Here is an 18,061-nt window from a genome sequence, read left to right as displayed (position 1 = left end):
ACAAAAGAAAGAAGCAAGTGACTTCACAGGTTCCACACAGACGGAAACAAAGCCACTATTCTCTTTTAATAAAGAAATTAATGCGGGAGCTGTAGTAATCTTAGTAAACGAGGAGGCTGACAATACTATAAATAAATGACAACTTAAATAAAATAGCAAAGAACATTTCATTTTAAGACATTTTCTAAAGAGGAGGCTCATTGTCAAGGTCAATCGGAATAGCATACGGAAAGAAGTTCTGCACCTTATAAAATTTGTCAAAAAGACTGTTGCCTTTTCAAGGGACCGTGCAAAGGGTGTATAGGATCGGTTAGAATTTTAAAGGGGCCATGGAAGGTTGAATGAGATCGGTTAGAATTTTAAAGGGGACCATGCAAAGGAAGTATGGAATCAGTTAGAATTTTAAAGGGACCATGCAAAGGAAGTATGGGACCAATTAGAATTTAAAAGGGATCATGGGAATATCAACTATGATTCCATTGAAAAAATAGATGAAGATTCTAAAAATATATTCGTAGAGATTCAAGAGCACCTCCGAAAATTACAATAACTAAATATTTCACCAATGAAGAAGACGAAAAAATATTGAAAGAAATATATATGTCTGGAAGATTATTAATCTATTTATATACGCCTGAAGTTATTTCCAATCTTGAAAATGTATTTCAATCTAAATATGCTGAAAGAATAGAAAATGAAAGTAATCCTTAAAAATAAAAATGCCGTGTAAAGCTCATATTTGCTCTGTGTGGCATTTTCAAACACACTAGTATGTATATATTCAAATATATTTGAAAAACTCTCTATATTGACCTACACATCCAAAAAATATAGAGAATCATTTACTAACTTAATTAATTCTCCATAACCACATTAAAAAACGTATTCATAAGTTAAGACTAATGATCATGGATTAATAAACATTACCTAATCACTTTTTGCCATATTCATTTCTTATAACTATAGGTTGTAACATAAATCTTAATGAAAGATATGGGCTTGACTGAACTTGTAAAAGAAGCACTTTAAAAACAATTAAAATTAGTGGGCATTAATAAGAGATTTATAGGTGATCTAAGGGATAATTTGTTGTCTTTGGTTTCTAAATTAATCTACGTGTTTATTATGGAATCGCTTTTTAAATATTGATGAGATAATAAAAACAACGATAAGTCTTCATTTGTAATTGATAAAAATCAAAGTGTTTGACAATGATAAGGGGTAATTATAAACTACATGTAAGTTCATTCAACTACATTTGTAGACAAAGGTGGTATTACCAAAAGGAGAGAAATCGCATGAAAAAAACAATTATAAGTAGTCTTTTATCTGTAGCATTATTAAGTTCTTATCCACTAGTGAATAAGGTAGGCGCGAATACACTTGATGATGCAGATAATGCTGCTCAAACTGGCTCGAAAACGGTGGCTAGCGAAACAACGGATAAATCTCAAACAGGCCACGAAGGTATGGAACATGATGAATCTGGGGAAATTCCAGAAGGATTGGCAGAAGCAGAAAATCCAACTTATCCAGAAGGAAGCGAAGTAACGATTCAAACCGATCACATGCCAGGAATGATGGGAGCTACAGGTGAGGTTGTAGGTGCCTTTGATTCAATTGCCTATGAAATCACCTATAACGATACCAAAACAGGAGAGGAGATCGCCAATCACAAATGGGTTGTACACGAGGAAGTTGAAAATGCCCAAGACGAGCCTTACCAAGCAGGTGACGAAGTCGTTCTAGAAGCTGACCATATGCCCGGTATGCAAGGGGCGACCGCAACTATTGATTCGGCAGAAGACACCACTGTTTATATGGTCACGTACACGGATACAGAAACAGACGATACTGTTGAAAATCATAAATGGCTAATAGAAGAAGAATTAGGGGAAGAAGTACAAGACTCAAGCCAATTTTGGAGAGCGCGTACAGTAGAAGAAGTACAAGCAGATGTTTCCCAATACGATACATTAGAAGAACTTAAAAATTACGAAGTGGTTTGGGGAGATACTCTCTGGGCGATTTCTCAAAGTACTAATTTTTCAGTAGACGATTTAACTGAAGCATTTAATATTAAAAACGCTGATTTAATATTTGCTAACTACACACTTGAAAATCAACCATCATTAGAAGATAGCTATGAGAACCAGATAATTAGCGAGTCCAAAAAAACAAGAGATATGGATAATATGGGAGATATGGATAATATGGGAGATATGAAGCATGATGAGTCGGGAGAAATTCCAGAAGGCTTGGAAGAAGCTGAAAATCCGATGTACGAAGTAGGAGAATCTGTTATTCTTCAGCGCGATCATATGCCTGGAATGGAAGGTGCCGAAGCAACTGTTTCTGGCGTATTTGCTACGACGGCTTATGAAGTTTCTTTCAATCCAACCAATGGTGGAGAACGAGAGGAAAATCATCGCTGGGTTATCCACGAAGACATTTCTGAGTCAACCAAAGGCGCATTTGAACCTGGAGAAGAAGTGACATTAGAAGCCGACCATATGGAAGGTATGGAAGGAGCAACTGCAATAATTGATGACGCTGTAACTACGAATGTTTATATGGTGGATTACCAACCAACAGATGGCGGAGCAGTTGTTCGTAATCATAAATGGTTTGTTGAAGAAGAATTAGCTCAATAATCACTAGTGGTACATTAAAATACCTACCAAACTTAAAGTTTAAGAAATACTAAAAAAGGACGGATACTTATGAATAAATACCTAAAATTTGCCCTCATGATTTTAACTTCAACAGTCATTATGTACTTTCTAATGTTTGTGAATGTCAATGAATTTGCGCACATTTACTTTAGTCAAACCCGTGTTTATATGGCTATTTTTATGGGCGCAGTCATGGCTATCATTATGATGGGTTTTATGTGGAAAATGTATGATAATAAAAAATTAAACGCCGTTATAATGGGGCTTTCAGTCTTACTCGTGCTGGGATCGTTTGGGCTTATTCAAAACCAAGTTGGCGTAGACGATACTGCTTGGATGAGAGCCATGATTCCACACCACTCTACCGCTATTATGACTAGTGAAAATGCCAATCTCACAGATCCACGAGTACAGCAATTAAGCGAAGAAATTATACAAGCACAAGAAGAAGAAATTGTTAAGATGGAACAATTAATTGAAGATATAGAAGAAAACGGAGAAGAATAAACATTCAATAAATTTAAAAAGTAAAAAGATCCCTATACACAAGAAGTCTATGATAACTTCCGTGTGTATAGGTTTTTTCTATTTTTCCGCTTTTTCTCAATTCTTGATTTCCTAAATACGATAAACAATTAAATTGCTCAATAGTGTTCATCATATTTAGAAAATATAATTTTAAAAATAAGGAATTCTAAAATCAATAAAAGTAAATCAATGGTGACCTTATAATTAGTATTGGGTAAAGATAGGAAAACAAAGGCAATAATAGCTGGTTACATTTATTTAAAAAAGACTTGACAAGAATGGTTTACAATAGTAAACTTATCTCAAACATTTACGTTTACGCATGTAGACAATAAGGAGGGAAAAAGAATGAGTACAATAGTAGTTAACCCTCATATCACAGATGCTGAATGGGAAGTTATGCGTGTAGTCTGGGCGAATGGTCGAGTGACTAGTAAAGAAGTCATCTCCATATTGAAAGAAAAAATGGACTGGAAACAAGCCACTATCAAAACGCTCTTAGGTCGACTGGTTGAAAAAGGCGTACTAAATACAGAGCAAGAAGGTAGAAAATTTATTTATACTGCCAATATTGAAGAGAAAGAAGCCGTAGGAAATTATACAGACGATATTTTCAACCGTATTTGTCGAAAGAATGTCGGGAATGTAGTAGGGAGTATCATTGAAGATCATGTCTTAAGCTTCGATGATATCCAGCGACTAGAAGAAATATTAGAGATGAAAAAAGCTTTCGCAGTAGAAGAAGTGGATTGTCAGTGTACAGAAGGGCAATGCGAGTGCCATTTACATCATCATGGAGAATAAGGAGCGAAAAAATTGGAGAATAAATCGTTTGCCATAGAAGGTATGACCTGTGCGTCTTGTGCGCAGACAGTAGAAAAAGCGGCAAAAAAGGTACGTGGGGTCACACAGGCTTCCGTGAACCTAGCAACAGAGAAGTTAAGTATAGAGTACGATGAACCAACTTTTTCATTAGAAAATCTACAAAAAGCAGTGGATAATTCAGGGTATGAACTGATTGCCCAAGAAGGAACGACGCAAACCTTTGCAATTGAAGGGATGACCTGTGCGTCTTGTGCGCAGACAATTGAAAAAGCTGTCGGAAAGTTGTCGGGCGTAGATAAAGCTTCAGTCAATTTAGCGACAGAAAAAATGCAAGTTTCTTATAACCCGTCAGCAATTTCAGTATCTGATGTGACTGGTGCTGTATCCAATAGTGGTTATGCAGCCGTATTAGAAACAACTGAGACTCAAGATAATTCACGAGCAGAGAAGCGTGAGAAAAAAGAAAAAAGAATGAAGCAACTTTCAAATCGTTTTGGGATATCCATTATATTTACAATCCCTTTACTAATTATATCCATGGGTCCAATGGTCGGTATGCCTCTACCAAATATCGTTGACCCAATGATAAATGCATTTAATTTTTCTCTTTTACAACTTATTCTGACTTTGCCGATAATGGTAGTAAGCTGGGAATATTTCCAGAAGGGATTCAAAACCTTATTTAAAGGTCACCCAAATATGGATTCCCTGATTGCCCTTGGTACCGCGGCCGCTTTTGTATACAGTCTGGCAGCGACGATCGGGGCTGGCTTAGGTTACGGGAACTTTTCAGATTTACTTTACTATGAAGTGACTGGAGTTATCTTAACTCTTCATACGTTAGGGTTATTTTTAGAAGAGCGATCAAAGGGGCAAATGTCCTCAGCGATTGAAAAATTAGTCAACTTGGTTCCTAAAACAGCTCGAGTGATACGTAATGGTGTGGAACAAGAGATTACTGTGGACGAAGTCGCTTTAGGAGATGTTATTCGAGTTCGTCCGGGAGAAAGTATGCCTGTAGATGGTGTTGTTGTTGAGGGACGCACTTCAGTCGATGAATCAATGCTGACAGGAGAAAGTATCCCCGTGGAAAAGGAAAGTGGAGACGAGGTTATTGGGGCTAGTATCAATAAAAATGGTTCCATTGATTACCGCGCGACTCGAGTGGGAAGTGATACAACTCTATCTCAAATCATAAAATTAGTAGAAAATGCTCAAGGGTCTAAAGCACCCATTGCTCGAATGGCCGATATCATTACCAGATATTTCGTACCGATTGTTATAGCATTAGCCGTTTTAGCAGGGATTGCTTGGTTAATTGCAGGTCAATCTGGAATATTTATTTTATCCGTTATCATAACAACCCTTGTCATTGCTTGTCCATGTGCCTTAGGTTTGGCGACTCCAACAAGTATTATGGTTGGAACCGGAAAAGGGGCAGAACATGGTGTCTTGATAAAAAGTGGTGAGGCGTTAGAAACCACTCATAATTTAGACACGATTGTATTTGATAAAACAGGGACACTGACAGAAGGTAAACCTATCGTGACGGATATTTTGGTAACTCCTCTTATTACTAAAGAAAATCTTTTATATTATGCAGCTTCCGGTGAAACAGGTTCTGAACACCCATTAGGCGAAGCCATCGTACAGAAATCAAAAGAAGAGAACATGACATTAGCTAAACCAGATCATTTTGAAGCGATTCCTGGACACGGGATTCGAATTGAAATTGAGGGCAAAGATATGTACATTGGAAACCGTAAACTGATGCTAGAGCAAAAGATTGATTTATCAAGCATGGAAAAAGAATCCGATCGTTTAGCAGACGAAGGAAAAACACCGATGTATCTCTCTGTTGATGGAGAACTAGCTGGAATTATCGCAGTAGCTGACACACTCAAGGAAAATAGTATGAAGGCTGTTAAAGAACTTAGAAGACGCGGTGTTGAAGTAATCATGATTACTGGAGATAACAAACGTACAGCCAAAGCGATTGCTAAGCAAGTGGGTATAGACAGTGTATTAAGTGAAGTATTACCTGAAGATAAAGCAGAGGAAGTCAAAAAACTACAAGAGGCAGGCAAGAAGGTAGCGATGGTTGGAGACGGCATTAACGATGCACCCGCATTAGCTCAAGCAGATATCGGTATTGCAGTTGGATCAGGTACAGACGTGGCGATTGAATCGGCTGATATTGTCCTTATGCGTAATAATTTAACCGCTGTATTGACTGCGATTGATTTAAGTCATGCAACGCTACGAAACATTAAACAAAACTTGTTCTGGGCTTTTGCTTACAACCTTGTAGGTATTCCAGTTGCGATGGGTCTCTTGCATATTTTTGGCGGACCATTGATGAGTCCAATGTTTGCGGCAGTCGCCATGAGTTTCAGCTCCGTATCGGTCTTGCTCAATGCTTTACGGTTAAGACGATTCAAACCAGCAGTTGTTTAGAAAACACGTAGCTTATCTGGGATTTAAACTTCTTCCTATTCTATATAATAGGAGAAGATAAAAAAAAAGGGGAATAGAATAATGAAAAAAGAAGTCTTATTAGATGGCGTAAAATGTGCAGGTTGTGCGAACACGGTACAAGAAAGATTTTCAGCTATTGAAGGGGTTGAATCTGTAGAGGTTGATTTAGCGACTAAAAAAGCAGTACTTGAAAGTCAAACAGAGATTGATACCGAAACGCTCAATGCTGCTTTAGCAGAAACTAACTATTCAGTATTAAGTGTATAAAGTACGAATACCATTTATTCATAGATAGTAGATAGAGATAAAGTATAGAACCCTTTTCATGAGAATTATATGCAGTGTTAGATGAGAAAGTTCTAAAGCTTTAAAATCATTCTCTAATATAATAAGGAGGAATTAAAAATGAGTAATAACAAAAAACATTCGTCACATAGTCATCATAATCACGGCGACATGGATCACAGCAAGATGGACCATAGTCAGATGGATCACAGCAAGATGGATCACAGCAAGATGGATCACAGCAAGATGGATCACAGCAAGATGAATCATAGTGCGATGGATCACAGTGAAATGGATCATGGCGCAATGGGAGGGCATGCCCACCACCATCACGGTAGCTTTAAGGAGATTTTCTTGAAGTCACTCCCATTAGGAATTGCAATCTTACTCATTACTCCTATGATGGATATTCAGTTGCCTTTCCAAATTATCTTTCCTTATGCAGACGTTGTAGCAGCTGTATTGGCAACAATTCTATACATTTATGGCGGAAAACCATTCTACATGGGTGCGAAAGATGAGTTTAATTCAAAAGCTCCAGGCATGATGTCCTTGATTACTTTGGGAATAACGGTTTCTTATGTCTATAGTGTTTACGCAGTGGCCGCTCGATATGTGACCGGAGAACATGTCATGGACTTCTTCTTTGAGTTTGCAACGTTAATTTTAATCATGTTATTAGGACACTGGATTGAAATGAAGGCATTGGGTGAAGCAGGTGACGCGCAAAAAGCATTGGCTGAGTTGGTGCCGAAAGATGCTCATGTTGTTTTAGAAGACGATTCGATTGAGACTCGTCCAGTTGCTGACTTGCAAGTAGGTGATTTGATTCGTGTTCAAGCCGGAGAAAATGTTCCAGCAGATGGAACGATCCAGCGTGGCGAATCGCGTGTAAACGAAGCGCTTGTGACTGGGGAATCGAAACCAATTGAAAAAAATCCCGGAGATGAGGTCATCGGTGGATCAACCAATGGTGGCGGAGTCCTCTATGTGGAAATAAAGCAGACGGGCGATAAGTCCTTCATTTCTCAGGTTCAGGCATTAATCAGTCAAGCTCAAGGCCAATCTTCTCGAGCAGAAAATCTTGCACAAAAAGTTGCTGGATGGCTCTTTTATATTGCGGTTATTGTAGCGCTTATTGCCCTTGTCATATGGATGGTTATAGCTGATGTACCAACGGCAGTTATTTTTACAGTCACCACATTAGTTATTGCTTGTCCGCATGCCCTGGGTCTGGCTATTCCATTGGTGACTGCTCGTAGTACCAGCTTAGGGGCCAGTCGGGGATTATTAGTGAAAGACCGGGACGCTTTGGAGTTGACTACAAACGCAGATGTTATGGTTTTAGATAAAACGGGAACTTTAACAACTGGTGAGTTTAAAGTATCAGATGTTGAACTCTTTAATGATAAATATACGAAAGATGAAATTGTTGCCTTATTGGCAGGTATCGAAGGCGGATCTAGTCACCCTATCGCTCAGTCAATTATTAGTTACGCAGAACAGCAAGGGATACGTCCAGTAAGTTTTGATTCGATTGATGTTATTTCTGGCGCTGGTGTAGAAGGTCAAGCTAACGGACATCGTTATCAATTAATCAGTCAAAAATCATATGGACGTAATCTGGATATGGATATTCCAAAAGGAGCAACCCTCAGTGTCTTAGTAGAAAACGACGAAGCAATCGGTGCTGTAGCTTTAGGGGATGAATTAAAACCAACAAGTAAAGACTTAATACAAGCCCTTAAAAAGAACAATATTCAGCCGATTATGGCAACGGGTGACAATGAAAAAGCGGCTCAAGGAGCTGCAGAAATTTTAGGTATTGATTATCTAGCTAATCAATCTCCTCAAGACAAATATGAATTAATTGAAAAACTTAAAGCAGAAGGAAAGAAAGTTATCATGGTCGGTGACGGGGTCAACGATGCACCTTCTCTTGCATTAGCAGACGTTGGTATAGCTGTTGGTGCCGGAACTCAAGTAGCATTGGATTCAGCCGATGTCATCTTGACACAGTCAGACCCTGGCGACATTGAATCCTTTATCGAGTTGGCTCAGAAGACCACACGTAAGATGAAAGAAAATCTTATTTGGGGAGCAGGGTATAACTTTATCGCGATCCCAATAGCTGCAGGAATACTAGCACCAATTGGCATTACCTTGAGTCCGGCCTTCGGCGCCGTCCTCATGTCCTTATCGACCGTTATTGTTGCCATCAATGCTATGACATTGAAATTAGAGCCGAAATAAAACGAAGCAGGAACGAAAAAAGCACTGGCTGGTTTGACCGCCTTCCAGAATCGGGTCAGACCAGCCAGTATGCTGTATAAGGAAAATTATATTGGTGTCTTTTAACGCCTAAATTATTTGTGATTTAATGATATAAAATCCTGATTATTCTAAAAAAGGGACAGTGATAGAAAAATGGCTATATCTATTAAAGTGGATGAGGCAGTACAGGAATGGATGAAGAAGAAAGGTCGTACGATAATAACTGTTTCACTTAGAGCAACTCGCACTTGTTGCGTGGGTTCAGTAGATGTGGATATTTCATATAAAAACCCTCAAAATAACAACTACATGTTGATTCAACACAATGGCCTTTTTATTTATCTTGATAAAAGATTACCTTTGAGGAAGAACGAGCTACATTTATCTATGATGGGCAAATCTATTTTTTCCTCTATACATATAGAGGGCTTAATGGTTCAGTGATACTTTACTGATATCCAGCGATGCAAAAATAATATGTAGAGGCTATTCCATCTAAGTGAATCCACGACTTTTAAATCACTAACAAATACGCTTGGAAAATAAGTAATAAGTTTTCAAAATTTGAAATTTTGATGATACGACTGAGTACATCTTGTTTCTTCTTAATGTTGGTTTTGACACTACAATTATAGAGTGATTTCTAGGTGTAATCTTTTTGTTTAATCAACTTAATAGCACAATTAATTCTTTTGATAAAAATACTTGTAATAAATTCGTACGCAGAGAAACCAGTGTAAAAGACTCCTTGATATATTCAAGGAGTCTTTTTTTCGTATTTTACCCATTGTTTCTTTGAAATGAAATACCCTATTATAAACAAAAATTCGATTACTCCAAATGCCAATATAAAACTATGCATAAAGAATGCTTCGGGTAAAGCTAATATAATCGGATCGGTGCTAGGATTGAATAACCAAGCATCATTGTTAAAGAATACCTGATGGAATAGCACAAACAGCACATCAAAGTTGATCAATAGAGCCAAAACAACACCCAGCGGAAGCAAGATTCCCCACTGGAAGTATCGAAGAAGTCGCCAGTATTGCCCTTCTCTGTTTAGATACTGCATAAACCAGAAGGAGCCTATCCCTGAAGTAATCAGAATCAGGTAGTCCAGCATAAACAACTTCTTCACTTCAGTGAAGTGGAATAACCCGCTAACTGAGCTAGGGAAATCCGGCATATCCAGTTTCGCTATCCATGGGGTATTCAGGTAATCTAGCAGAATACGATAGTTCATTAAGATTTGCTCTTTCGGCATGCCTACATATTCCGATATATTCAAGTAACCAATATCAAACGAGTAGAGGAAGGTAAAGTTGATGGTTGCTGCGACCGAAAGGGATAAGATGAAAAAGGTAATGAAAATAAACCCTGAAATTTGAATGATTTTCTGCTTCAATGTGGAATTGCCCTCACAATTCATTTTGATTTATTTTTGATTTTACTACGTTCAATTCCTCTTTTAACCGTTTGTTTTCAATTTCCAACTTTTTCTTATCTTCCGATTCGGGATCCGCGTGACCATGTCCTTTATGATTATGTCCGCCATGCATACCTGGCATAACAAACATCATGAGTATGTGCCCTGCCACCATCAAAACAATAAATAGGAAGACCAATTTTTATTTGTTCATAAATCTCCTTTGTTATTGTGACCATATCAGTATTCCTTTCTTCTATAGAATATAAGTTTAATAATTGCACCTCAAATTACTCCTGGCTGTCTGTGGTTCTATTGCAGCAGTGCTCCCTGCATGTTGTAATTATTATTTTTTCTTACTCCTTATATATCGATAGAGAGTAGCTTTACTGATACCAGTCATTTCTGTAATCTCTTTGCCACTATACGCTTCGCTCTCATACAGTTTCACGGCTCGTTCAATATCACGTTTGTTCACACGTGGTCTTCCGCCTATCCGACCTCGGGCACGGGCACTCTGGAGCCCCTCTTTCGTCCGCTCCACAATCAAATCACGCTCGAACTGGCTGAAGGCCTGGAAGACGGTCATCATGAGCCTCCCCTGCGGGGTGGTTGTATCGAAGTTCTCCTTCAGGCTGACCAGCTTCACGTCCTGCTCCTCGAAGTAGGTGACCAGGTCAATCAGATCCTTGGTGCTTCGTCCCAAGCGGGAGAAGCTCTCCACCACCACCGTGTCCCCAGGTCGCAATTTATCCTTTAGACGGTTCAACTCAGGACGATTGCTCTTAGTCCCTGTCATTTTCTCCGTCAAGATTTCGTTGCAATTTTGTTCCGCTAGCAAGTCTAGCTGCCGGTTCAGATCCTGGTGTTGCGTGCTGACGCGCGCGTATCCGTAGATATATCCACTCACAGTTCTAACCCCCCTTTTTAACTCTCATTGTATCACAAAGGGTGATTAAAGATACATAGATTTTGATACAACTTTTGAGACTAAAAAAGAGTGCTTTTAGAGAAAAAAGAATCGCTTCTCAAAACAGTCTCATAATCGATTGTTTTTGATACAAACGAAATTAAATACCATAGAAAAAAATATCTTCCCAATATTGATTCTTTTAATTTGTTTCTATAGTAAAATTAGTTTAATAAACATTAATAGGATAGAGATATAAAGTGTTTTGCTCGTTGGTAAAACGAGATATTGAAAGGAGGAAAACAAATGAATCGTCTAAAAAAAGAGATGAACGAAACAGAAATACGTACAAATTTCATTACACCAGCTATCGTCCATGCAGGATGGGACAAATTGCAACAAATCCGGGAAGAGTTTAGAATTACTGACGGCCGTATCATTACACGGGGGAAATTGGTTACACGTGCAAATCCTAAATTTGCTGACTATGTCCTAAACCACATTTCAAATATCCCATTAGCCGTGGTAGAGGCAAAAGATAACAAGCATACAGTGGCGGCAGGATTGCAACAAGGAATGGGCTATGCCCGCCAATTGGATATTCCTTTTGTTTATTCCAGTAACGGAGACGGATTTATAGAGTATGATTTCTTCACTGGAGAAGAACGCGAATTACGTCTACAGGATTTCCCATCGCCCGAAGAGTTGTGGCAACGGTATCGTGTAGGAAAAGGATTCGCAGACAGTCCAGATAAAGAAGCCCTTATAACAGAAAAGTATCATTACGTAAAGGGGGACAAAACCCCACGCTATTACCAACGAATCGCGGTTAACCGAACGATTGAGGCAATAGCAGAAGGTAAAAAGCGTATGCTATTGGTTATGGCAACCGGTACAGGAAAGACTTATACGGCTTTTCAAATTATTTGGCGAGCATGGAAAGCCGGTAAGGTGAAAAAGATTTTATATCTAGCGGATCGAAACATCTTGATTGACCAAACTATGGCTAATGACTTTGGCCCTTTAGCAGATGTTATGACAAAAATTGAGAAACGAAAAATGGATAGTTCGTTTGAAATATACATGTCATTGTATCAACAATTGTCTGGTGAAGATGGAACTGAAGCATTTAAAGAGTTCTCCCCTGATTTTTTTGACATGATAATTGTAGATGAAGCTCATCGTGGTAGTGCACGTGAAGAATCTAATTGGCGGAAGATACTCACTTATTTTGACTCAGCGATTCAATTAGGGATGACAGCAACTCCTAAAAAAGATGACAATGTTGATACCTTTGATTACTTTGGAAATCCAATTTATACTTATTCTTTGAAACAAGGGATTGATGATGGATTCCTAGCACCTTATAAAATTGTACGTGTGTCCATGGATAAAGATCTGGAAGGATATCGTCCAGAAAAAGGGGAGACAGATATTCATGGATTAGAAATTGCAGACCGCATATATAATGGGAAAGATTTTGATCGAAATATGATTTTGGAGGCACGAACTAAATTAGTAGCCAAACGCTTGACGGAATATTTGAAAAAAAATGATCGTATGGCTAAAACAATCATCTTTTGTGTGGATATTGAACATGCGGAACGCATGCGTAAAGAGCTTGTTGCATTGAATGAAGACATGATGCAAAAAGATTCCCGTTATATCATGAAAATGACAGGCGATGACATTGAAGGGTTAGCTCAATTGGATAATTTTATTGATGTAAATAGTCCTTATCCAGCCATTGTGACAACTAGTAAACTCTTAACAACAGGGGTAGACGCGAAGACCGTTCAACTTATCGTATTGGATGCTAACATTGGTTCTGTGACCGAATTCAAGCAAATAATTGGTAGAGGCACTCGTTTGCGTACCGATGTAGGAAAGTATTATTTCACTATAATGGACTTCCGTAATGCAACCAACCTATTTGCAGATCCAAATTTTGATGGACCTGCAGAATCAATTGTTGATGTGACTGATGGCGATGAAATGCCTGACAACGACCAAGATATGGGTAACGAGGGTGAAATCGCTGATGATGAAATCATTTTGACAGATGGTGAAGAGGGAGCGGATAGTGAAAAAGGAGATTTTGGAAACGTTCCACCTACACCACCTGGAGAAAGAGAAGGACAGGTTAAATACTACGTAAACCATGTTCCTGTACGCGTTTTAAACGAGACAGTTTATTATTATGATAAAGACGGGAAAATTGTTGCGGAAGGTATGCGTGAATACAATAAGAAAGCCATCCAATCAGAATTTTCGACCATGGATGACTTCATCAAACGTTGGTCCGAAGAAGAACGAAAAGATGTTATCATTCAGGAACTTTTGGAGAAAGGCGTTTTAATGGAGGAATTAGAAGAGGAGTTTGGTTTGGATTATGATGCCTTTGATCTCATTCTTCATGTAGCATATGGTCAAAAGATGATGACGCGCTCGGAACGTGCGCAGCGTGTAAAGAAATCCGAAAAGTTAGCTAATTATTCCGGGATCTCCAGAGAAGTAATTGATGCATTGATCCAAAAATACCAAGATACGGGTTACAATGATTTTGATGATATTCATGTGTTAAAATTAGATCCACTGAATCAGTTTGGAAACCCTATGAGTATTGCGCGATCTTTTGGTGGAAAGGATTCTTTTATTGAAACAATGCGGGAGTTAGAAGATTCTCTTTATGCTTAGTAAAATTTGGAATAGTTCTATTAGAGCTATTCCGTTTCTTAATTGTTCTGCTACTACTTAAAAAGTATTGTAGTGTAAAAAATATAGCAAGAATTAAAGGAGCAGTAACATGACAATTGAAAATTTAGTAAAACGAATTCAAGATATTATGCGACAAGATGCGGGTGTGGATGGAGATGCACAACGTATCTCTCAATTGGTTTGGTTGTTATTCTTAAAAGTCTATGATGCCAAAGAGGAAGAATGGGAATTTATGGATGAAAATTATGAGTCTATTATTCCAGATGAGCTAAAGTGGCGATCATGGGCACCAGATAACAAAGATGGAAAAGCGCTAACAGGTGCGTCCTTGTTGGATTTCGTAAATAATCAACTATTTCCAACGTTAAAGGATTTAGAGGTAGATGAATACACGCCGCAGCGGGCAGCAATCGTTAAGACTATATTTGAAGATGCTTATAACTACATGCGTGAAGGGGTTTTGTTGCGCCAAGTTATAAATGTTTTAAATGAAGTAGATTTCAACGATTATCAAGAACGCCATGCGTTTAATGATGTCTATGAAACATTCCTAAAGAGTTTGCAAAGTGCAGGGAGTTCGGGGGAATTTTATACGAGTCGTGTGCTGACAGAGTTTATTGTTGAAGTATTGGACCCACAAATCGGAGAAGTATTTGCAGACTATGCCGCCGGAACGGGTGGGTTCTTGACGAGTGCATTGGAGCATTTGCGAGAACAAGAAGAAACACCGGAAGATAGAGAAACTATCAATAAAAGCATTGTTGGTATTGAAAAAAAAGGTCTGCCATATATGCTTGCGATGACGAATCTCATTCTGCATGACATTGATGAACCCGGTATTAAACGTGGAAACTCCTTGGCAGAGAACGTACGTGAAGTATCTGATAAGGATAAAGTGGACGTTTTTGCTATGAATCCGCCATATGGTGGTGTTGAAGGACCTGGTATTCAAGCAAACTTCCCCAATGATATGCAGACCAAAGAAACAGCTGACCTGTTTATGGCGATGATGATGTTCTATTTGAAAAAAAACGGCCGTGCAGGGGTTATCCTACCAGATGGTTTCTTATTTGGGACAGATGGGGCAAAGATTAATATCAAGAAAAAACTATTAAGAGAATTTAACTTACACACGATTGTGCGTCTTCCAGCGGGCGTATTTGCTCCATATACGCCTATTAAAACAAACGTATTATTCTTTGAAAACAAAGGCACCACGGAGAAAATTAACTTTTATGAAATCCCATTACCTGACGGATTGAAAAATGGTTTTACTAAAACTCGTCCATTCCTTAAGAAACACATCGAAGGAGCACGTGAATGGTACTTGAACCGCGGAAATGGAGACGAAAATGCTTATTCAGTAACCATTGAAGAAATAGAAAAACGTAACTTTAACATTGATATTCGCAATCCTTTAAACATTAAAGAAGAAGAGACTTTTACGTTAGATGAACTCATGATTGACTTGAAAGGAAAAGCACTTGAAATAGAAAGTTTATTAGGAGAACTGTCTACCGTTTTGAAAGGAGGAGAGTAAATGCCAGATACAGTAGCGTTAATGCGAAAACGCGTGTTAGATATGGCGGTGAGAGGGGAATTAGTGGATCAGCGTCCTGAAGAAGGAACGTCGGAAAAACTTATCTTATCTTTCAAGAAAGAAAACAAACTAAAAGAAATAGACAAAGATGATATACCCTACACTATTCCCAAATCTTGGATATGGACAGATTTTGAAAGTATTATAAAAAATATAGGAACTAAAAATAATCAAATAAAATCGAAAGAGATTGAGAATACAGGAGCTATTCCAGTAGTAAGTCAAGGAAAAGAGTACATTGATGGTTTCTCGAATCAAGTGGATAAGTCAATCTATCCAAAAAAACCAGTAATACTGTTTGGTGATCACACTCGTAATGTGAAGTATATTGATTTTGAGTTTATTATTGGAGCTGATGGGACTAAGGTGTTTGAATCTTTGTTGGCTGATCCTAAGTATCTTTTTAGATGGGTTCAACATGCTTCCTTATTAATTGAAAATAGAGGGTACAGCCGACACTACTCTTTATTGAAGAAAAAGCCTGTTCCAATACCACCACTCGGTGAACAAGAACGCATTGTCGCTAAAATAGAAGAAATTTTCTCGGTCATTGATCAAATTGGGGAACGAAAAGCAGAGGCATTGACGATTATAAACAATATACGTCAAACTGCCTTACAGAATGCCATTATGGGTGTCTTGGTCGAGCAGAATGAAACTGATGAATCAGCCTCCATTCTGTATGACAAAATACAGGCAGAGAAAGAACAATTAGTAAAAGAGAAAAAGATTAAAAAAGAGAAACCATTGCCAGATATAGACCCCGATGAAGTTCCGTTTGAGATACCAGATAGTTGGAAGTGGGTAAGATTAGGTGAAGTTTCTACTTTACTTAATGGCGATAGAGGTAAAAATTATCCTGGGAAAAGATACTGGGTTGATGAAGGAATTCCATTCATAAATGCTGGTACCCTTAATAGTCAATATTTATCAATGGATAATATGAACTTCATCCCTGAAGAGAGATTTGAATTACTAAGTAATGGTTTCGTTGAAAAAAATGATATTATTTATTGCCTTAGAGGCTCACTTGGAAAAGTCTCAATTAATAGAGATTTCGACAAAGGTGCTATTGCCTCATCTGTTGTAATCATTAGAAGTATCGGAAATATCAATGTAGAATATTTATATTATCTATTTGTTTCTGACTATGCAAAAGACCTAATTCAGAAGGTTGATTCAGGTACGGCACAGCCTAACCTATCTGCGTTAAATGTTTCAAAATATGTCATTCCACTCCCTCCTCTCTCTGAGCAACACTATATCGTCGAAAAGATTGATGAAATTATGGCTATTTGTGATCAAATGGAAGCAATATTCGATGGAACTTCTGAAGCAAATGAAGCTTTAGAAATAGCAGAATAACAAAAAACGAAAACCCTCCATAATGTAGAGGGTTTTCGTTTTGCATAAAAGCAGCAATCATATTCTTAATGAACCGTTACATTGGTATAGCTTTCAATAACAAATTTAATCATTCATGCTCAATTCGTTCATTATCCATATTTCTAAAAGCCTGCATACGTTTCTGTTCTTTCTCCAAGGTTTCCTTTGCGAACTGAACAAAGCCATCTACATCTTGATTCCCCAAAAACTCGATATACTGAGCTTTGCTTTCTTTCTCAATAATAAGTGGAGGAAATCCTTCTTGTAATAAAGAATACACCATAATCATTCGCCCTGTTCGGCCATTTCCATCTGAGAAATGATGGATTCGTTCAAACTGGATATGTGTTCCCAAAATTATTCATAGTTTATCATCGTTCGTTTTAGCGTTATCTAACCTATACTGCAGATTATCAACTAGCAGTGCTACAAGAGCAGGCCTTTCAGACGAGTAGCGGTTTGGAACTCGGCCCTATAATCATGTTTTCGATTTTTTTAACTGTGCTTTATCGTTCTGCAAGCGATCCGTTAAATCAGCATGAATCTCTTTAATAATTGCTACAGATAGTAGTTCTTTATTGATCAAATGACTAGTAATGTAATCAATAGCTTGTTTATGATTTTCAATCCCATAAAATTCTCTGACCGTTGCCCCGAACTGGTGGGTAAAGTTCCATTGACAATAATATAAACGGTAGCTGGTAGAGAAATAGTGTTGCCTTCTATCCCTTATGAATGATGGCCTAAGCAAACTAGAATATCATCTAAATAATCTTTTGAAAATGTATCTAAGGTAGTTTTCATGCATGAACTCTCCTTCCTCACAAGGAAAATACACAAAAGTATACTGGTACACTTTTGTGTATCTATTCACCACTATGCTAGTATACCGGTGAATAGACATAATTATTCAGCTTATTTTTTCGCAAGGTCAAAAAGGTGTTCATACATTTGAT

Annotated in this window: 14 protein-coding genes; 10 read left to right on the top strand and 4 right to left on the bottom strand. The window is 38.0% G+C overall.

Translation table 11 applies throughout. The annotated features are described in order from the left end of the window. Positions 1-1,298: 1,298 nt before the first annotated feature. The 7 genes from ACRCJ0_RS03630 (at position 1,299) to ACRCJ0_RS03600 (ending at position 9,509) form a co-directional block, all read left to right on the top strand. Positions 1,299-2,654, top strand: coding sequence for a DUF1541 domain-containing protein (locus tag ACRCJ0_RS03630; protein WP_311798403.1), 1,356 nt, complete (start codon positions 1,299-1,301; stop codon positions 2,652-2,654). 69 nt (positions 2,655-2,723) lie between these two features. Then, positions 2,724-3,182 carry a DUF305 domain-containing protein gene (locus ACRCJ0_RS03625; protein WP_048728481.1) on the top strand — a complete coding sequence of 153 codons (459 nt, stop codon included), beginning with the start codon at positions 2,724-2,726 and terminating at the stop codon, positions 3,180-3,182. 369 nt (positions 3,183-3,551) lie between these two features. After that, positions 3,552-4,007 (top strand): CopY/TcrY family copper transport repressor, encoded by a 456-nt coding sequence (locus ACRCJ0_RS03620; RefSeq protein WP_418149427.1) that lies wholly within the window; start codon positions 3,552-3,554, stop codon positions 4,005-4,007. A 12-nt stretch (positions 4,008-4,019) separates the two neighbouring features. Continuing rightward, positions 4,020-6,485, top strand: a complete 2,466-nt coding sequence (locus ACRCJ0_RS03615; protein ID WP_431389518.1) for a heavy metal translocating P-type ATPase — start codon at positions 4,020-4,022, stop codon at positions 6,483-6,485. Between the two features lie 81 nt (positions 6,486-6,566). Beyond that, positions 6,567-6,773 (top strand): copper chaperone TcrZ, encoded by a 207-nt coding sequence (gene tcrZ / locus ACRCJ0_RS03610; protein ID WP_101954731.1) that lies wholly within the window; start codon positions 6,567-6,569, stop codon positions 6,771-6,773. Between the two features lie 138 nt (positions 6,774-6,911). Next, a complete protein-coding gene (tcrB, locus tag ACRCJ0_RS03605) occupies positions 6,912-9,044 on the top strand; it encodes a copper-translocating P-type ATPase TcrB (protein WP_418149429.1) in 2,133 nt (710 codons plus the stop codon). A 174-nt stretch (positions 9,045-9,218) separates the two neighbouring features. Beyond that, positions 9,219-9,509 carry a hypothetical protein gene (locus tag ACRCJ0_RS03600; RefSeq protein WP_373736816.1) on the top strand — a complete coding sequence of 97 codons (291 nt, stop codon included), beginning with the start codon at positions 9,219-9,221 and terminating at the stop codon, positions 9,507-9,509. A gap of 313 nt (positions 9,510-9,822) precedes the next feature. Here ACRCJ0_RS03600 and ACRCJ0_RS03595 read toward each other — a convergent pair whose 3' ends face one another. The 3 genes from ACRCJ0_RS03595 to ACRCJ0_RS03585 form a co-directional block, all read right to left on the bottom strand. Beyond that, positions 9,823-10,470, bottom strand: a complete 648-nt coding sequence (locus ACRCJ0_RS03595) for a TIGR01906 family membrane protein (protein ID WP_094518308.1) — start codon at positions 10,468-10,470, stop codon at positions 9,823-9,825. Between the two features lie 13 nt (positions 10,471-10,483). Further along, a complete protein-coding gene (locus ACRCJ0_RS03590; RefSeq protein ID WP_232089835.1) occupies positions 10,484-10,645 on the bottom strand; it encodes an adhesion protein in 162 nt (53 codons plus the stop codon). A 192-nt stretch (positions 10,646-10,837) separates the two neighbouring features. Beyond that, positions 10,838-11,401, bottom strand: a complete 564-nt coding sequence (locus ACRCJ0_RS03585) for a recombinase family protein (RefSeq protein WP_197559172.1) — start codon at positions 11,399-11,401, stop codon at positions 10,838-10,840. Between the two features lie 306 nt (positions 11,402-11,707). Here ACRCJ0_RS03585 and hsdR point away from each other — a divergent pair, with 306 nt between their 5' ends. The 3 genes from hsdR to ACRCJ0_RS03570 all read left to right on the top strand — a co-directional run bounded on the left by hsdR (position 11,708) and on the right by ACRCJ0_RS03570 (position 17,084). Next, complete coding sequence (gene hsdR / locus ACRCJ0_RS03580) at positions 11,708-14,098, top strand: EcoAI/FtnUII family type I restriction enzme subunit R (protein WP_431389517.1); 2,391 nt, start codon at positions 11,708-11,710, stop codon at positions 14,096-14,098. Positions 14,099-14,207: 109 nt separating this feature from the next. Beyond that, positions 14,208-15,659 carry an N-6 DNA methylase gene (locus ACRCJ0_RS03575; RefSeq protein WP_431389516.1) on the top strand — a complete coding sequence of 484 codons (1,452 nt, stop codon included), beginning with the start codon at positions 14,208-14,210 and terminating at the stop codon, positions 15,657-15,659. Continuing rightward, a complete protein-coding gene (locus ACRCJ0_RS03570) occupies positions 15,660-17,084 on the top strand; it encodes a restriction endonuclease subunit S (RefSeq protein ID WP_431389515.1) in 1,425 nt (474 codons plus the stop codon). A 109-nt stretch (positions 17,085-17,193) separates the two neighbouring features. Here ACRCJ0_RS03570 and ACRCJ0_RS03565 read toward each other — a convergent pair whose 3' ends face one another. Beyond that, a complete protein-coding gene (locus ACRCJ0_RS03565) occupies positions 17,194-17,460 on the bottom strand; it encodes a Fic family protein (RefSeq protein ID WP_431389514.1) in 267 nt (88 codons plus the stop codon). Positions 17,461-18,061: the final 601 nt, after the last annotated feature.

This window comes from Aerococcus sp. L_32 (genome assembly GCF_050689315.1).
The sequence above is the reverse complement of the archived record's forward strand: the minus strand, read 5'-3'. Positions and strand labels throughout refer to the sequence as shown.